The sequence below is a fragment of the Escherichia sp. WS547 genome (genome assembly GCF_046486065.1).
Classification (GTDB): Bacteria; Pseudomonadota; Gammaproteobacteria; order Enterobacterales; family Enterobacteriaceae; genus Escherichia; species Escherichia coli.
In genome coordinates, this window is the sequence record NZ_JBJQMA010000013.1 from 57939 (window position 1) to 76765 (window position 18827).

The following is an 18827-nucleotide window of genomic DNA, read 5'->3' on the forward strand; positions in this document are numbered from 1 at the left end:
ACAATTAGCCAGCCATTGGGGGAATGATGATTACATCGCAGCGCGATAAATTGCCACAATCTCTTCGTGAGTTGCCTGAATCGGGTTAGTAAAGCCACACGCATCTTTCAGGGCATTGGTGGCCAGTACCGCGAAATCCTCTTCTTTCACGTTCAGGTCACGCAGGCCTGCCGGGATATTCACTTTCTTCGCCAGTTCACGGATGGCATTGATGCACGCTTCTGCGCCTTCCGCGTCGTTTTTACCAGTCACGTTCACGCCCATTGCAGCGGCACAGTCACGCAGACGTGCTGCAGCGACTTTGCTATTGAATACCTGAACGTGTGGCAGCAGAACAGCATTACATACACCGTGTGGCAGGTTGTAGAAACCGCCCAGCTGGTGCGCCATCGCATGAACATAACCCAGAGAAGCATTATTGAACGCCATACCGGCGAGGAACTGGGCATAAGCCATTGCTTCACGCGCTTTAGCATTGCTGCCATCTTCAACGGCTAACGGCAGGTTTTCGGCAATCATGGTCACGGCTTTCAGTGCGCAAGCGTCAGTGATCGGCGTGGCGGCAATAGAAACATACGCTTCGATAGCGTGCGTTAAGGCATCCATACCCGTTGCGGCGGTCAGTGACTTCGGCATACCGACCATCAGAGATGAGTCATTGACAGAAAGCAACGGAGTTACATGTTTATCAACAATCGCCATTTTGATATGACGCGCTTCGTCAGTGATGATGCAGAAACGGGTCATTTCAGAGGCCGTACCCGCCGTGGTATTGATGGCGATCATCGGCAGCTGCGGTTTTGCAGAGCGGTCAACGCCTTCGTAATCGCGAATATCGCCGCCATTGGCTGCCACTAGCGCAATACCTTTTGCGCAGTCGTGCGGAGAACCACCGCCTAAGGAGATCACGCTATCGCAATTATTTTCTTTAAGTAATTTCAAACCTGCGGCGACGTTTTCCGTGGTTGGGTTAGGTTGGGTGCCATCATAAATAACGCTAAAAATATTGCGTTCTTCCAGTGCTTTTTGCACATCACCCGCCATACCTAATTTCGTTAACATATTGTCAGTGACAATTAAGGTACGGGTAAATCCATAATCTGCCATCATATTCATTGCATCATTCAATGAATCAGCACCAATAACATTCACGGAAGGAATAAAAAAGGTTGAAGCTGCCATAACACACTCCTGAAAGTGTAAAAAAGGGCGGGCAGCTTACTGAGGATTTTCATTCGAAAATATGATCAGTATTATTGTTTATCAAAATTAATCTAATAAAAAGCACATTGTATTCATTAAACAATGTGCTTTTTTTAAATTCATAAGAATTTTGTATTAATTTATTTTAAAACTTAATTAATCATTTCCTTATTTTTCCGGAAATAATAATGCGTCGCGCAATAAATGATCATTTCCCCGACGACGCGTAAAACCAATGCGGTCAAAATATTCCAGAATTTGAATTGCCAGTTTTCGACCAACACCTAAACGATCGCGGAAATCCGCCGCGCAGGTTGAACCACATTCCTGATCGAGATCGCGGATCATATTGGCAAATTCGACAATCCGATCGTTACGGTAATAACGATCTTTAACGATCGCCGTAATTATCCCCTGCTGGGCCGCCTGGCGTAGCGTCAGGCGCATTGCCTGCTCGTCGGTTCCCGTCTCTTTTGCCAGGTCACGCACCCACCACGGTTCGTCACCAAACAGCGGCTCTGCTTTTTGCCAGATGACCTGCTGCTCTTCGCTGAAGCCCGCTTTATGATCCGGCAGATGCAGCCAACCGTGATGACTGAGGATGTCGCCGCTTTCGCGCATCTTTTCAATCAGCAACAGTACCAGCGCTTCATCTTCCATTGGCAACGCCATACGTCGCAGACGTTCGCGCCCAGGACCAGGTTCATCGCGATGTTGCTCATGATAAGTCGCTAATGTGTCGAGAATTTTCCGCTGCCAGCGGGCGGCAACCGGCGCATTCAACAAGCTATAACCAGCCTGAATATAGCCAGGCTGTTGCAGCAGTTCGCGCATCCCTTCGCCGTTGAGCTGCCGTGCCCAGGCGAAATCCGCAAGGTTAACCGCTCCGCGTTCCAGATGAACAGATAACGCATCGGCATCGCTCTGCGCCCGTGCAAGAGACGCCAGCCATTGCAGATATTCCGGCTTACGCTTACCGCGACGCGGCGGGTTAAGCATCACCACACGCGCCCCCGCCAGCGTGTTGCGGGCCGAGATATCGCGCAGCACCAAGCGATCGTTATCCGCCAGCCATAGCGGCGTGTCGAACACCAGCTCGGCAAGGTTATCTTCCAGCAGCGAAACGCGTCCCGTGACGTGGCTGGCGGCGTGGTGAATATGCAGCGGCTGCCACTGGGTCAGCGGTGTATGGGTTTGAAGCTCGACAATCACCCGTGTGAAAGGCTCCGGCGGCGCATCGGCAAGCAGCCAGTCGCCACGGTTAATCTGCTCTTTTTCCGCATCACCCGCGATGTTAAGCGCGATACGCTGCCCGGCATGGGCAGTTTCTGTTGGCTGATTTTGCGCATGTAGCGCACGCACGCGCATCGGTTTATTTACACCAGTCAGCCAGAGTGAATCGCCTACCTTCACTTCCCCGCTTAACGCCGTACCGGTGACGACCAGCCCGGCACCTTTTACGGTAAATGCACGGTCGATCGCGAGGCGGAAACTATGTTGGCTGGCGTGTTCACGTTCTGGTAACTGAAGCAAATGCTCGCGCAGGGCATCAATTCCCCGACCTTCGGTTGCTGCGGTGATAAACAGTTTTGCCTCAGCAAAACCGTATTCCCGCAGCACCTCCTTTACCTGGCGTTCAACCTCATTAACACGCGCTTCGTCCACACGATCGGCTTTGGTCAGCGCCACTGTCAGCATCGGGTTACCGGTCAGCTGCAAAATCGCCAGATGCTCACGAGTCTGTGCCATCACGCCGTCATCGCACGCCACCACCAACAGCGCGTGATCAATACCACCAACGCCCGCCAGCATGTTGGAAAGAAACTTTTCATGACCGGGTACGTCGATAAAACCAGGCACACGGCCATCCGGCTGCGGCCAGTAGGCATAGCCGAGATCGATGGTCATGCCGCGCTTTTTTTCTTCCGGCAGACGGTCGGCATTTACGCCCGTAATCGCCTGCAATAAGGTTGTTTTGCCGTGGTCAACGTGTCCGGCAGTCGCAATAATCATTTCAACAACATCTCCAAAAACCGTTGCTCATCTTCTAGGCAGCGTAAATCCAGCCACAATCGTCCGTCATAAATACGACCAATCACCGGCACTGGCAATTCACGCCAGCGGGCGGCTAATGACTCAAGGTGGCTACCGCGTCCATCATGGGGTGTAAACGTTAATGCCGCGCTCGGCAGGCGATCAACCGGCAGCGAACCACTGCCAATCTGCGAAAGACATGGCATAACCTGTACCGCAAACTCCGCGCCGTAATGTGCGGCAAGGGGAGCCTGTAAACGTTGTGCCTGGATTTGAATGACCTCTGCGCTGCGGGTAAGCAGGCGCAGGGTCGGTAATTTTTCACTCAGAGCTTCAGGGTGTAAATAAAGACGCAACGTGGCTTCCAGCGCCGCGAGGGTCATTTTATCCGCGCGTAATGCACGCTTCAGCGGGTGGCTTTGCAGGCGGGCGATCATCTCTTTTTTACCAACGATAATCCCTGCCTGCGGCCCGCCTAACAACTTGTCGCCGGAGAAGCTCACCAGACTGACGCCCGCCGCAATCAACTCCTGCGGCATTGGCTCTTTCGGCAAACCGTACTGGCTAAGATCAACCAGCGAGCCACTGCCTAAATCAGTCACCACGGGAATATCCAGTTCTTTGCCAAGCGCCACCAGTTCAGCTTCGTCTATCGCTTTGGTGAACCCCTGAATGCTGTAGTTACTGGTATGTACTTTCATCAACAGTGCGGTATTTTCATTCACCGCCTGACGATAATCATTCGCGTGCGTGCGGTTGGTGGTCCCTACTTCGTGTAGTGTGCAGCCTGCCTGACGCATAACATCGGGAATACGAAACGCGCCGCCAATCTCCACCAGTTCGCCGCGAGATACCACCACCTCTTTCCCACTGGCAGTGGCCGCCAACATCAACAATACCGCCGCCGCATTGTTATTGACGATACAGGCATCTTCCGCTCCCGTAATGCGGCACAGCAGCTGCGCCAGCGCCCGATCGCGATGTCCGCGTCCGGCGTCGTCCAGATCGTACTCGAGGGTCACTGGCGAACGCATAGCCTGCGCAACGGCTTCCACCGCGGCTTCTGCCTGTAAAGCTCGCCCAAGATTGGTATGCAGCACGGTTCCCGTCAGGTTGATCACCGGACGCAGCGCGCTCTGCGCCTCTTTCGTCAACCGGGCATCGACTTCTTGCGCCCAGTTTTCACACCATGCGGGCAGCGTCTGGCTATCACGAATCACTTCTCGCGCTTCGTCAAGCATCTGACGCAGCAATTCCACCACGCGGGTGTGACCATAAGTATCACGCAAAGAAAGGAAGGAGCTATCGCGCAATAAGCGATCAATAGCCGGAAGTTGACTATAGAGGGAACGCGTTTCGGTTGTCATAGGAAACCTGGCTGATCAAGGCCCTCTCACACGGAGAAGGGCGTTTAACATAACCACGGATTGTAACGTGAGATGGGTCAGGAGGACATATCGCGCATCAAGCCTTTGGCGGTTCGGTGCGAGCAAAACTTTCGCGGCTAAACAGGTTTTCGACCAGTTTGACTAAGTGTGGGCGGTCGACACACCAACCTGGCGCAACGCGGCGGAAATTGAGATATCCGACGGCACAGGCAATGGCGATAGTCGCCAGATTGACCGTATCGGTTTTGAGTGTGCCATCGACCAGATATCCTTCCAGCACATCCAGACTGCGGTTGATTTTCTCCCGCTGGCGTAACAATTCATCTTCAGACTGCTGCGCCGCTGGACGCGCCTGTTCACGCACCGATACCAGCCCGGCATCCATAATGCCATCCGCCAGTGCCTCAATTTTGCGCACCCGCAACGACTCCAGCGGATCGCGCGGCAACATCGCCGGAGCGACATTCATTAATTCAATATATTCAGCGATGATCGGCGAATCAAACCAGCATTCGCCCTCTTCGGTCACCAGCACCGGCACTTTCCCTAACGGGTTAAATTGCGCCACGCCGTTGTCCGCGTTATAGGGCAGTTCATTAATAAATTCGAAAGTTATGCCCTTTTCTAACAACAGAATAGAAAGTTTGCGTACAAACGGGCTGGTGTAGCTACCGACGAGTTTCATGCCGAGTCCTTTGTGCGAGGAAAAATATCAGTATGGCTCAGGCTCACGCAAAACACAGGTGATATAAGTCTCAATGATCCAAATAAAGATAATGCATCCAGCTGGTCATTCTTAGCAGCACTTTTCGCATCACCGAAACATGGCTGAAATGGTCGGAGTAAACCGCCACCTGGGCGTAGATGCCGTCGGGTAAGGCATCGATATCATCGTTGGGGTCCAGTTCAATGGTTCCCAGCACACCGTCCGTGCCGGGCACGACCGTTAATGATTGCAATACCCCTTGCGCCTGATACGAACCGCCTGGCACGACAGGTAAAATACTGGTCAGTTTGCCGTGGAACACCTGCCCAGGTAGCGCGTTAAACACCACTTCCGCATCATCGCCGGGTTTCAGACGTAACAGCGAGTTCTGCCGAAATTGGGCGACAATTTGCCGTTTTTGCTCGGGGATGAAAACCATCACCGGACGTAGCGGCAAGGCAGCTGCGTATGTACCTGGGCGGATCAGTACCTGAGTAACGTAGCCATTGCTTGGTGCGCGAATGACAGTCTGCTCAAGGTTATATTTTGCTTCAGTAAGTTGCGCTCTTAAGCTCACAATCTGCGATTGCTCGCCGTTAACCATACTGTCGAGCTGGCTCTGGATCTGCGCCTGCTCCGCCACCGAGCCTTTCACCAGCGCGTCCTGCGCGAGGAAGTTTTGCCGCGCATCGTCGATGTCACGTTCCGAGAACGGATTCACCGCCGCCTGGCTGCCTTTCAGGTAACGTTGATAATTTTTAAACAGACGGTCGCGCTCCGCTGAAACCTGGGTGGTGTTGGCCTGCGCTTCAGTGAGCTGCGCGCGCAGCGTCTTTATATTATGCGTCGCCGTCATCAGGTCAGCCTGAAGTCTGTCAACTCGCGCCTGGTAACGAACCGGGTCGAGCTTAAAAAGCACCTCGCCCTTCTGAATAAGCTGATTATTTTTGTCGGTGACTTCAGTAACAATTCCCGTCACCTGTGGCGTGATGGGGATCGCTATCACTGCCTTTTGCGCGGTAAAAGTGTAAGGGTGGTTGTAGTTCATCAACAAAATCAAACCACTCACCAGAAACACGCCTCCCAGCGCCGCCGTCGCCAGCGTCCACTGATTCACCGGAATGCGGAAGATTTTAAAGACCGCCCACGCCAGCGCCACGTAAGTTAAAACAATCAATAGATCCATATTTAGATCTCCGGGAACGTGGAATAGTCAGTCTTTTTCTCGGCGGCGAGTTGGTGCTCCAGCCGGGAAATTCGGTCAGAAAGTGCGGCGATTTCCGGGTCAGTCGCTTTCTCTTGCGACGCAACATGTGACTGCATGCCCCAGCCGCGCTCCGGTTGATAGAGCGTCGCCCAGATCCACAGAAACGGCCAGATAACATGCAGAGTAAACAGGCTCACCCAGCCCGCTGTATGAATAGCGTCGGCATGGGGGTGGTTGCGCTTTTTGGCAATCAGATAAGGGATGTCATGTATCGCGATGATTCCATAAAAAATCACCAGAAAGACGAAGATCAGCACTCCCAACGCGAAATAGTTTAGAAACATATCTGCCTCGGATTCACGTTTATCAGTGTTGTTTTTTGGCTGGCAGCCAGAAGGGAGTCAGGCTGATATTTTGACAATAATTCGGGTTCGCGATTCTCGCCATAACACCAAAGAATAATTTTTAGAGGTGATGAGTTGCTTAGTTACATAACGATTTTATGACGAGGGCATAACATGCTGTAGATCACATCAGGTGAACGCCGTAAGAAAATATCTTGTGATTCAGATCACAAAGATTCAACAAACCAACAAAACAAAAATGTGACATTACTCACATTTAAATGCCATTTTTAGCGAAAATCGCCGCCTTGTTGCTTTTTTACACAAGAGTTTTGTGATGAGCATCACGTCAATTACCTCTCTACCCCCTATATTTATGTGACCGATATCACACAAAAGGCCGTCGACTGGACAGTTAACCGATTCAGTGCCAGATTTCGCAGTATCTACAAGGTCCGGCTACCTCTGCCGCCACATTAACAAAAAACCTCGGGCTTCCAGCCTGCGCGACAGCAAACATAAGAAGGGGTGTTTTTATGTCATCCGATATTAAGATCAAAGTGCAAAGCTTTGGTCGTTTCCTCAGCAACATGGTGATGCCAAATATCGGCGCGTTTATCGCGTGGGGTATCATCACCGCGTTATTTATTCCAACAGGGTGGTTACCGAACGAAACGCTGGCGAAGCTGGTCGGGCCGATGATCACTTATCTCCTGCCGCTGCTGATCGGTTATACCGGTGGTAAGCTGGTAGGCGGCGAACGTGGCGGCGTAGTCGGTGCCATTACCACCATGGGCGTTATCGTCGGCGCAGACATGCCGATGTTCCTCGGCTCTATGATTGCAGGTCCGCTGGGCGGCTGGTGCATTAAGCACTTCGACCGCTGGGTAGACGGTAAGATCAAATCCGGTTTTGAGATGCTGGTGAATAACTTCTCCGCAGGCATCATCGGGATGATCCTCGCTATTCTGGCATTCCTCGGCATTGGCCCGATTGTTGAAGCCCTGTCCAAAATGCTGGCTGCGGGCGTTAACTTCATGGTTGTCCATGACATGCTGCCGCTGGCGTCTATCTTTGTTGAACCGGCGAAAATCCTGTTCCTCAACAACGCCATTAACCACGGTATCTTCTCGCCGCTGGGCATTCAGCAGTCCCATGAACTGGGTAAATCCATCTTCTTCCTGATTGAAGCTAACCCAGGTCCGGGTATGGGCGTGCTGCTGGCGTACATGTTCTTTGGTCGTGGTAGCGCTAAACAGTCTGCGGGCGGTGCGGCAATCATCCACTTCCTGGGCGGTATCCACGAAATCTACTTCCCGTATGTGCTGATGAATCCGCGTCTGATTCTGGCCGTTATCCTCGGTGGTATGACTGGCGTGTTCACGCTGACTATCCTGGGCGGTGGTCTGGTTTCTCCGGCATCTCCGGGTTCTATCCTTGCTGTACTGGCGATGACACCAAAAGGTGCATACTTCGCTAACATCGCGGGTGTGTGTGCGGCGATGGCTGTCTCCTTCGTTGTCTCTGCCATTCTGCTGAAAACCAGCAAAGTGAAAGAAGAAGATGATATTGAAGCAGCAACTCGTCGTATGCAGGACATGAAAGCTGAGTCTAAAGGCGCGTCTCCGCTGTCTGCGGGCGATGTGACTAACGACCTGAGCCACGTACGTAAAATCATCGTTGCCTGTGATGCCGGTATGGGTTCCAGTGCGATGGGCGCAGGTGTGCTGCGTAAGAAAATTCAGGATGCAGGTCTGTCGCAGATTTCGGTCACTAACAGCGCGATCAACAACCTGCCGCCAGATGTGGACCTGGTCATCACTCACCGTGACCTGACCGAACGCGCTATGCGCCAGGTTCCGCAGGCACAGCATATTTCGCTGACCAACTTCCTCGACAGCGGCCTGTACACCAGCCTGACCGAACGTCTGGTTGCTGCCCAGCGCCATACTGAAAACGAAGTGAAAGTGAAAGACAGTCTGAAAGACAGCTTTGACGATTCCAGTGCTAACCTGTTCAAACTGGGCGCGGAGAACATCTTCCTCGGTCGCAAAGCGGCAACCAAAGAAGAAGCGATTCGTTTTGCTGGCGAGCAGCTGGTGAAAGGCGGTTACGTTGAGCCGGAATACGTTCAGGCGATGCTGGATCGTGAAAAACTGACCCCGACTTATCTGGGTGAGTCTATCGCGGTGCCACACGGTACGGTTGAAGCAAAAGATCGCGTACTGAAAACGGGCGTGGTGTTCTGCCAGTACCCGGAAGGCGTGCGCTTCGGTGAAGAAGAAGATGACATTGCCCGTCTGGTGATTGGTATTGCTGCCCGTAACAACGAGCACATTCAGGTTATCACCAGCCTGACCAATGCACTGGATGATGAATCCGTCATCGAGCGTCTGGCACACACCACCAGCGTGGATGAAGTGCTGGAACTGCTGGCAGGTCGTAAGTAATCCAATCCTACCCTCTCCTCACGGAGAGGGTTTGGGTGAGGGAAAAGCCTCACCCCAGCCCTCTCGGGTAAAAACATTGATGAAGGTTAATACTATGAAAGCATTACATTTTGGCGCAGGTAATATCGGTCGTGGCTTTATCGGTAAACTGCTGGCAGACGCGGGTATCCAACTGACGTTTGCTGATGTCAATCAGGTGGTACTTGATGCCCTGAATGCCCGTCATAGCTATCAGGTTCATGTGGTCGGTGAAACCGAGCAGGTAGATACCGTTTCTGGTGTCGATGCCGTCAGCAGCATTGGTGATGATGTCGTTGATCTGATTGCTCAGGTCGATTTAGTCACTACCGCCGTTGGTCCGGTTGTGCTGGAACGTATTGCCCCGGCAATCGCCAAAGGGCTGGTGAAACGTAAAGAACAAGGTAATGAATCCCCGCTGAACATCATCGCTTGTGAAAACATGGTCCGCGGCACCACACAGCTGAAAGGCCATGTGATGAGCGCCCTGCCGGAAGATGCCAAAGCGTGGGTAGAAGAACACGTTGGCTTTGTTGATTCCGCCGTTGACCGCATCGTGCCGCCTTCGGCTTCTGCAACCAACGATCCGCTGGAAGTGACGGTAGAAACATTCAGCGAATGGATTGTTGATAAAACCCAGTTCAAAGGCGCGCTGCCGAACATCCCAGGCATGGAGTTAACCGACAACCTGATGGCATTTGTCGAACGTAAACTCTTCACCCTGAATACGGGTCATGCTATAACCGCGTACCTCGGAAAACTGGCGGGTCATCAGACCATTCGTGATGCGATTCTCGACGAGAAAATCCGCGCGGTGGTAAAAGGTGCGATGGAAGAAAGTGGTGCAGTATTGATCAAGCGCTACGGCTTTGACGCAGACAAACATGCGGCGTACATCCGGAAAATCCTCGGTCGTTTCGAGAACCCGTACCTGAAAGATGATGTAGAGCGCGTAGGCCGTCAGCCGCTGCGTAAACTGAGTGCTGGCGACCGTCTGATCAAGCCACTGCTCGGAACGCTGGAATATGGTCTGCCACATAAAAACCTGATTGAAGGTATTGCCGCTGCAATGCACTTCCGCAGTGAAGATGATCCGCAGGCTCAGGAACTGGCAGCACTGATCGCTGACAAAGGTCCGCTGGCGGCGCTGGCACAGATTTCCGGTCTTGATGCCAACAGCGAGGTTGTATCCGAGGCGGTAACCGCTTATAAAGCAATGCAATAATGGTGGACCAGGCGCAGGATACCCTGCGCCCGAATAACAGATTGTCAGATATGCAGGCAACAATGGAACAAACCCAGGCCTTTGAAAACCGTGTGCTTGAGCGTCTGAATGCTGGCAAAACCGTGCGAAGCTTTCTGATCACCGCCGTCGAGCTTTTGACCGAGGCGGTAAATCTTCTGGTGCTTCAGGTATTCCGCAAAGACGATTACGCGGTGAAGTATGCTGTAGAACCGTTACTCGACGGCGACGGTCCGCTGGGCGATCTTTCTGTGCGTTTAAAACTCATTTACGGGTTGGGCGTCATTAACCGCCAGGAATACGAAGATGCGGAACTGCTGATGGCATTGCGTGAAGAGCTAAATCACGACGGCAACGAGTACGCGTTTACCGACGACGAAATCCTTGGACCCTTTGGTGAACTGCATTGCGTGGCGGCGTTACCACCGCCGCCACAGTTTGAACCTGCAGACTCCAGTTTGTATGCAATGCAAATTCAGCGTTACCAACAGGCTGTGCGATCAACAATGGTCCTTTCACTTACAGAGCTGATTTCCAAAATCAGCTTAAAAAAAGCCTTCCAAAAGTAAGCAACGTCTGCTTACTGCCCCTCTACCTGCTTCGGCCGATAAAGCCGACGATAATACTCCAGACGTTGTAGATATAACGGCACGCTTTCATCAGGTATTCCGGACGGAATCGCGTTACGGGGAGGTAGTTTTTTCAGATACTCCCGGAACGCCTGGCTCGATGCCATGAAATCTACGGCTTTATCGATAAGAAGCGGAACGTTTTCACCTAATTTGCCCATGATGATATCTCCGTATTACCCCGCGCCGGGAATGCGCGGCCGCCAATTTTAGTTTAGATCCCGGTATAAATGACATTAAGGAAAACGTGCTCAATCCTCAATAATCATCCGCTTCTGTTAACTATCTTTTTTCTTTAAATTTCTTAACTAATCAATGGATTGGGTGAATTTTAAACGCATTAATAGTTACAATCTGGAACTATTACAATGCCATCAGTTGTGAACAAAGCACCTGGTCGCGCATACTAGAGGCTATAAATTTATCTCTATCAGAAGTCATCACATGAAAGAAGTCGAAAAAAACGAAATCAAACGTCTCAGCGATCGTCTGGACGCCATCCGTCACCAGCAGGCCGATCTGTCGCTGGTTGAAGCCGCAGACAAATATGCCGAACTGGAAAAAGAGAAAGCCACTCTGGAAGCAGAAATTGCTCGCCTGCGCGAAGTTCACAGCCAGAAACTCAGTAAGGAAGCACAGAAGCTGATGAAGATGCCGTTCCAGCGCGCGATTACTAAAAAAGAGCAAGCTGATATGGGCAAACTGAAGAAGAGCGTTCGCGGACTGGTCGTTGTGCACCCAATGACCGCGCTGGGCCGCGAAATGGGCCTACAAGAGATGACAGGGTTCTCTAAGACTGCGTTTTAAGTTCCTTTCTCGTCGCTGTAATTACAGCCACTCACGATTTACTCGCTCCTGCTGGCACATGCAGGAGCCTGTTGTAGAGATCGAATATTTATAACGTTCTTAACATTATATATTTAACTCCACCTACACTTCTGAGCGCCCGGAGCAGGCTAAATTCTGAAAATCAGGTACAAATTAAAGAATGATGTATCAATATTAACAATGAATTGCCGCATATCAATGCTTGAAACATAATTAATTATTTAAATTTTTCTATCAGCATCGCAAAATTCGCAATAAAACATCACTCAACTGAATATTTATCTTTCCCTGCCCCGGGCCTTTATCCGGTGAAACATTTGACATTGATTGACACCGATCATTAAAATCCGCGCGATAAATTTATTTATTGGCTACAAACTAAAATTGTTTGACACTTAAAAACATATTCGCACAACCCATTAATACAAAAATTCTCTAACAAATTTATTTGGCGGATATGCCCCACTCTAATCATTCATAAAAAAAATGATTGTACTGTAATTATCAACGTATCGGGATTATGAAAAGGAATTCATCCTATGAACCTAAAGAAAACACTGTTAAGCGCGTTAATAATAGTGCCTCTCTGCTTATTGGCAGGGTGTGACTATATTGAAAAAGCGAGTAAGGTCGACGACCTCGTTACACAGCAAGAGTTGCAAAAAAGCAAAATTGAGGCGCTTGAGAAACAACAGGAACTCGATAAGCGAAAGATAGAACATTTTGAAAAACAACAAACTACTATCATAAATAGTACCAAGACGCTCGCTGGCGTGGTGCAAGCGGTTAAAGACAAGCAGGACGAATTTGTCTTTACAGAATTTAACCCAGCACAAACACAATATTTCATTTTAAATAACGGATCGGTCGGTTTGGCAGGCCGGGTGCTGGCTATTGATGCGGTTGAAAATGGCAGTGTTATTCGTATTTCGCTGGTTAACCTTTTAAGCGTTCCCGTATCAAATATTGGCTTTCATGCGACATGGGGCAATGAAAGACCCACCGATGCCAAAGCTCTGGCAAAGTGGCAACAATTACTTTTCAACACCACCATGAATTCCACCCTGCAATTAATGCCTGGTCAATGGCAAGACATTAATCTGACATTAAAAGGCGTTTCGCCTAATAACCTGAAGTATCTGAAGTTGTCCATCAATATGGACAATCTCCAGTTCGACACTGTTCAACCTGCTGAAACTCGGCAGCGAAAAAACAAAAAATAAATGCAGCTTCTGCGCTTATATCAAGGAATAGAGAGCATCAATAATGAACAAAATATTTAAAGTTATCTGGAATCCGGCGACGGGCAGTTACACCGTTGCCAGCGAAACGGCGAAGAGCCGTGGCAAGAAATCCGGGCGCAGTAAGCTGTTAATTTCTGCTCTGGTTGCTGGGGGAATGTTGTCGTCGTTTGGGGTACAGGCTCAGGCAGGAAGGGACAACGGTCAGGGCGTCAATTATGGCCAGGGAACAGGAACAGGCTGGGTTGCTATCGGTGAAGATGCAAAAGCAAATAGTTTTACAGACACCGGGGGTGGCTCCAGCACCGCAGTAGGTTATCACGCAACTGCTGACGGAAGGTGGTCAACAGCCCTCGGCGCTAAGACCCATTCGCTTGGCGAAGCATCAGTGGCGTTAGGGATTAACACTACCTCAGCAGGTGAGCGAAGCCTCGCTATAGGTGCATCGGCAACGTCAACGGGTGGATTTTCAATCGCACTTGGTCGTTATGCAAACTCAACAGGTGAATTTTCTATTGCACAAGGGGATTACGCAGAGACTGGTGCTGATGACGCCATCGCATTTGGACGTGAAAGCAAGGCCTTAGGAATTATGAGTATCGCCCTCGGAGCCACGGCTAATGCGTCGAAAGAATATGCAATGGCGCTGGGTGCAAGTAGCGCCGCATCTGCAGCTAACGCGATTGCAGTAGGCCGCAACAGTGCTGCAGCTGGCGTAGACAGCCTCGCATTCGGCAGACAATCCGCCGCCAACGCCGCAAACGCGATTGCTATGGGTGCAGAGAGCAAAGCTGCTGAAAATGCGACGGCAGTTGGTACTAACGCGGAGGCAAATGGACTTAATAGTATCGCGTTGGGCTCCGGCAGTATTGCAGATGTCGACAACACGATTGCTCTGGGCAATCAAAGTCAGGCAGTAGCGGCTGGCGCAATTGCCATCGGTCAAGGGAATAAAGCTGACGGCGCAAATGCTATCGCGCTGGGTAATGGTAGTATTACAGGTGGTGTAAATGCTATTGCTCTTGGACAAGGCAGTTATGCCGGTTTAGAAAATGGCACTGCAATTGGTGCTCAAGCCAGTGCTCAGGGGAAAAATTCAGTTGCTCTGGGTGCTGGTTCTGTAGCGACTGACGCGGATACTGTTTCTGTGGGTAACACAACAGCTCAGCGACAAATTGTCAATATGGCAGCAGGTGATATCAGCACTACCAGTACTGATGCCATCAATGGATCACAGCTTTATGCTATCAGTAAGTCAGTAGCGGACAATCTTGGTGGGGGGGCTACCGTCAATGCGCAAGGCGTCGTTACTTCCCCAAATTACAGGCTGAAAAGTGGTATTTTCGGCACTGTTGGCGACGCCTTAACGGGCCTGGACAATAATACGTTACAATGGGACTCCCTTAAAAAGGCATATAGTGCGGCACATGGTACAGATACTACCAGTACCATCACCAACGTTAAAGACGGCGCTATTTCTGATACCAGTAAGGATGCGGTTAACGGTTCTCAGCTGAAAACCACCAACGATAACGTAGCGACCAATACTGCCAATATCACCACCAACACTAACAGTATCAATACCCTGACGGATTCCGTTGGCGACCTTAAAGACGATGCCCTGCTGTGGAATGGCACCGCGTTCAGCGCCGCGCACGGCACCGATGCCACCAGCAAAATCACCAACGTCAAAGACGGTGACCTGACGGCTGGCAGCACCGACGCGGTTAACGGCTCTCAGCTGAAAACCACTAACGATGCCGTGGCAGCCAACACCACCAATATCGCCACGAATACCACCAACATCACCAACCTGACTGACGCAGTTGACAGCCTCGGTGACGATTCCCTGCTGTGGAACGCTACAGCGGGGGCATTCAGCGCCGCACACGGTACTGATGCCACCAGCAAAATCACTAACGTCAAAGACGGTGACCTGACGGCTGGCAGCACTGACGCGGTTAACGGCTCTCAGCTCAAAACCACTAACGATGCCGTGGCAGCCAACACCACCAATATCGCCACGAACACCACTAACATCACCAACCTGACTGACGCTGTTGACAGCCTCGGTGACGATTCCCTGCTGTGGAACGCTACAGCGGGGGCATTCAGCGCCGCACACGGTACTGATGCCACCAGCAAAATCACCAACGTCACCGCTGGCGACCTGACGGCTGGCAGCACCGACGCGGTTAACGGCTCTCAGCTCAAAACCACTAACGATGCCGTGGCAGCCAACACCACCAATATCGCCACGAATACCACCAACATCACCAACCTGACTGACGCTGTTGACAGTCTCGGTGATGACTCTCTGCTGTGGAACGCTACGGCGGGTGCATTCAGCGCCGCGCACGGTACCGAAGCCACCAGCAAAATCACCAACGTCAAAGACGGTGACCTGACGGCTGGCAGCACTGACGCGGTAAACGGCTCTCAGCTGAAAACCACTAACGATGCCGTGGCAGCCAACACCACCAATATCGCCACGAATACCACCAACATCACCAACCTGACTGACGCTGTTGACAGTCTCGGTGATGACTCTCTGCTGTGGAACGCTACGGCGGGTGCATTCAGCGCCGCGCACGGTACCGAAGCCACCAGCAAAATCACCAACTTACTGGCAGGCACTGTATCCTCTGACAGCACTGACGCCATTAATGGCTCACAACTTTATGGCTTAGCTGATTCATTTACGTCATACCTTGGCGGTGGTGCTGATATCAGCGATGCGGGTGTATTAACCGGGCCAACCTACACTATTGGTGGTACTGACTACAATAACGTCGGTGATGCTCTGGCTGCCATTAACACGTCATTTAGCACATCACTGGGTGATGCCCTACTCTGGGATGCGACCGCCAAGGGCGGTGACGGTGCGTTTAGCGCCGGTCGCGGGACAGATAACACGGCCAGCATCATTACTAATGTTGCAGACGGTGCAATTTCCTCTACCAGCAGCGACGCTATTAACGGCTCACAGCTCTATGACACCAGCAAGTACATTGCCGATACTCTGGGTGGTAACGCAGAAGTCAATGCTGACGGCACAATCACCGCACCGACTTATGCCATCGCTGGTGGCAGTTACAGCAACGTCGGTGACGCGCTGGAAGCGATCGATACCACGCTGGATGACGCCCTGCTGTGGGATGCCACAGCCAATGATGGTAATGGTGCATTTAGCGCCGGTCGCGGAGTAGATAAAACGGCCAGCGTCATTACTAACGTCGCAGACGGTGCAATTTCCTCCACCAGCAGCGATGCTATTAACGGCTCACAACTGTATACCACCAACAAGTACATCGCTGATGCGCTGGGTGGTGACGCAGAAGTCAACGCTGATGGTTCTATTACTGCGCCGAGTTACACCATTGCAAATGCCGAGTACAACAACGTCGGTGACGCCCTGGATGCGCTCGACGATAACGCTCTGCTGTGGGATGCAACGGCCAATGACGGCGCAGGTGCCTACAACGCCAGCCATGATGGCAAGGCCAGCATCATCACAAACGTTGCTGATGGTAACATTGGCGAAGGCAGCACTGACGCCATCAACGGTTCTCAGCTGTTTAACACCAATATGCTGATCCAGCAGAACAGCGAAATCATCAATCAGCTTGCCGGTAACACCAGCGAAACCTACATCGAAGATAACGGTGCGGGCATTAACTATGTACGTACCAACGACAACGGCTTAGCGTTCAACGATGCCAGCGCTTCAGGTATTGGCGCTACGGCTGTGGGTTATAACGCTGTCGCCTCAGGCGAAAGCAGCGTAGCCATTGGTCAAGGTAGCAGCAGCACCGTTGATACCGGTATTGCCCTGGGTAGCAGTTCCGTTTCCAGCCGTGTAATAGTTAAAGGTTCTCGTGACACCAGCGTGTCGGAAGAAGGTGTTGTGATTGGTTATGACACCACGGATGGCGAACTACTTGGTGCGTTGTCTATTGGTGATGACGGTAAATATCGTCAAATCATCAACGTAGCCGATGGTTCCGAAGCCCATGACGCCGTTACGGTTCGCCAGTTGCAAAATGCCATTGGTGCAGTCGCTACCACGCCGACCAAATACTTCCACGCCAACTCAACGGAAGAAGATTCACTGGCAGTAGGTGAAGACTCGCTAGCAATGGGCGCGAAAACTATCGTTAATGGTAATGCGGGTATTGGTATCGGTTATGGTGCCTACGTGGACGCGAATGCACTTAATGGCATTGCTATCGGTAGCAACGCGCGTGCAAACCATGCAAACAGCATTGCTATGGGTAATGGCTCACAGACGACTCGTGGTGCTCAAACTGGCTACGCCGCCTACAACATGGACGCACCGCAGAACTCTGTGGGTGAGTTCTCTGTCGGCAGTGAAGACGGTCAACGTCAGATCACCAACGTCGCGGCTGGTTCGGCTGATACCGATGCGGTTAACGTGGGTCAGTTGAAAGTAACGGACGCGCAGGTTTCCCAGAATACCCAGAGCATTACTAACCTGAACAATCAGGTGACGAATCTGGATACTCGCGTTACCAATATCGAAAACGGCATTGGCGATATCGTAACCACCGGTAGCACCAAATACTTCAAGACCAACACCGATGGCGTAGATGCCAACGCGCAGGGTAAAGACAGTGTTGCAATTGGTTCTGGTTCCATTGCTGCCGCTGACAACAGCGTCGCGCTGGGTACCGGTTCCGTGGCCAACGAAGAAAACACCATCTCTGTGGGTTCTTCTACCAACCAGCGTCGTATCACCAACGTTGCTGCAGGTGTTAATGCCACCGATGCGGTTAACGTTTCGCAGCTGAAGTCTTCTGAGGCAGGCGGCGTTCGTTACGACACCAAAGCTGATGGTTCTATAGACTACAGCAACATCACTCTCGGTGGTGGTAATGGCGGTACGACTCGCATCAGCAACGTCTCCGCTGGCGTGAACAACAACGACGCAGTGAACTATGCGCAGCTGAAGCAAAGCGTGCAGGAAACGAAGCAATATACCGATCAGCGGATGGTTGAGATGGATAACAAACTGTCCAAAACCGAAAGCAAGTTGAGCGGTGGTATCGCTTCTGCAATGGCAATGACCGGTCTGCCGCAGGCTTACACTCCAGGTGCCAGTATGGCCTCTATTGGTGGCGGTACTTACAACGGTGAATCGGCTGTTGCTTTAGGTGTGTCGATGGTGAGCGCCAATGGTCGTTGGGTCTACAAATTACAAGGTAGTACCAATAGCCAGGGTGAATACTCCGCCGCACTCGGTGCCGGTATTCAGTGGTAATGATCCATTAACTTAGTGTGACTAAGGGCAATTCTCTGATGAGGATTGCCCTTTTCTTTACCAGACATCTCCCTCCACCAAGAATTGGCCCTACCAATTCTTCGCTTATCTGACCTCTGGTTCACAATTCCCCAATTAAAACTCACATCAATGTTGCCAATGCATAACATTTAGTTAACCATTCATTGTCATTATCCCTACACAACACAATTGGCAGTGCCACTTTTACACAACGTGTGACAAGGAGATGAGCAT

At 51.3% G+C, this 18827-nt stretch carries 13 protein-coding genes; 6 read left to right on the forward strand and 7 right to left on the reverse strand.

All coding sequences use genetic code 11. The features are described from left to right. Positions 1–30: 30 nt before the first annotated feature. The 6 genes from yiaY to ACJHWK_RS13395 form a co-directional block, all read right to left on the reverse strand. A complete protein-coding gene (gene yiaY, locus ACJHWK_RS13370) occupies positions 31–1182 on the reverse strand; it encodes an L-threonine dehydrogenase (RefSeq protein ID WP_000741508.1) in 1152 nt (383 codons plus the stop codon). Positions 1183–1371: 189 nt separating this feature from the next. Further along, on the reverse strand, positions 1372–3216 hold the full coding sequence (gene selB, locus ACJHWK_RS13375) for a selenocysteine-specific translation elongation factor (protein WP_020233168.1): 1845 nt from the start codon (positions 3214–3216) through the stop codon (positions 1372–1374). Beyond that, positions 3213–4604: an L-seryl-tRNA(Sec) selenium transferase gene (gene selA, locus ACJHWK_RS13380; protein ID WP_000206240.1), complete on the reverse strand. Its 1392-nt coding sequence runs from the start codon at positions 4602–4604 to the stop codon at positions 3213–3215. Before selA ends, selB begins: the two co-directional genes overlap by 4 nt. Positions 4605–4701: 97 nt before the next feature. Beyond that, positions 4702–5310 (reverse strand): glutathione S-transferase, encoded by a 609-nt coding sequence (locus ACJHWK_RS13385; protein WP_000779792.1) that lies wholly within the window; start codon positions 5308–5310, stop codon positions 4702–4704. 70 nt (positions 5311–5380) lie between these two features. Then, a complete protein-coding gene (locus ACJHWK_RS13390) occupies positions 5381–6517 on the reverse strand; it encodes an HlyD family secretion protein (protein ID WP_000364939.1) in 1137 nt (378 codons plus the stop codon). A gap of 2 nt (positions 6518–6519) precedes the next feature. Then, positions 6520–6882 (reverse strand): DUF3302 domain-containing protein, encoded by a 363-nt coding sequence (locus ACJHWK_RS13395; protein WP_000479624.1) that lies wholly within the window; start codon positions 6880–6882, stop codon positions 6520–6522. A 536-nt stretch (positions 6883–7418) separates the two neighbouring features. Between ACJHWK_RS13395 and mtlA the strand changes: the two genes are divergently transcribed. The 3 genes from mtlA to mtlR all read left to right on the forward strand — a co-directional run bounded on the left by mtlA (position 7419) and on the right by mtlR (position 11162). Continuing rightward, complete coding sequence (gene mtlA / locus ACJHWK_RS13400; protein ID WP_000093252.1) at positions 7419–9332, forward strand: PTS mannitol transporter subunit IICBA; 1914 nt, start codon at positions 7419–7421, stop codon at positions 9330–9332. A 94-nt stretch (positions 9333–9426) separates the two neighbouring features. Further along, complete coding sequence (mtlD, locus tag ACJHWK_RS13405; RefSeq protein WP_020233171.1) at positions 9427–10575, forward strand: mannitol-1-phosphate 5-dehydrogenase; 1149 nt, start codon at positions 9427–9429, stop codon at positions 10573–10575. Then, positions 10575–11162, forward strand: coding sequence for a mannitol operon repressor MtlR (gene mtlR / locus ACJHWK_RS13410; protein WP_000228269.1), 588 nt, complete (start codon positions 10575–10577; stop codon positions 11160–11162). Before mtlD ends, mtlR begins: the two co-directional genes overlap by 1 nt. 11 nt (positions 11163–11173) lie before the next feature. On the opposite strand, the gene yibT is transcribed toward mtlR, so the two are convergent. Further along, positions 11174–11383: a protein YibT gene (yibT, locus tag ACJHWK_RS13415; RefSeq protein WP_000517100.1), complete on the reverse strand. Its 210-nt coding sequence runs from the start codon at positions 11381–11383 to the stop codon at positions 11174–11176. Between the two features lie 283 nt (positions 11384–11666). On the opposite strand from yibT, the gene ACJHWK_RS13420 reads away from it, so the two are divergent. The 3 genes from ACJHWK_RS13420 to ACJHWK_RS13430 all read left to right on the forward strand — a co-directional run bounded on the left by ACJHWK_RS13420 (position 11667) and on the right by ACJHWK_RS13430 (position 18572). After that, the gene (locus ACJHWK_RS13420) at positions 11667–12029 is read left to right on the forward strand and encodes a YibL family ribosome-associated protein (protein WP_000665680.1); all 363 of its coding nucleotides are present in this window, start codon (positions 11667–11669) and stop codon (positions 12027–12029) included. A gap of 560 nt (positions 12030–12589) precedes the next feature. After that, positions 12590–13273 (forward strand): DUF3251 domain-containing protein, encoded by a 684-nt coding sequence (locus ACJHWK_RS13425; RefSeq protein WP_001521600.1) that lies wholly within the window; start codon positions 12590–12592, stop codon positions 13271–13273. Positions 13274–13316: 43 nt separating this feature from the next. Further along, positions 13317–18572 (forward strand): YadA-like family protein, encoded by a 5256-nt coding sequence (locus ACJHWK_RS13430; RefSeq protein ID WP_105375197.1) that lies wholly within the window; start codon positions 13317–13319, stop codon positions 18570–18572. Positions 18573–18827 lie beyond the last annotated feature (255 nt).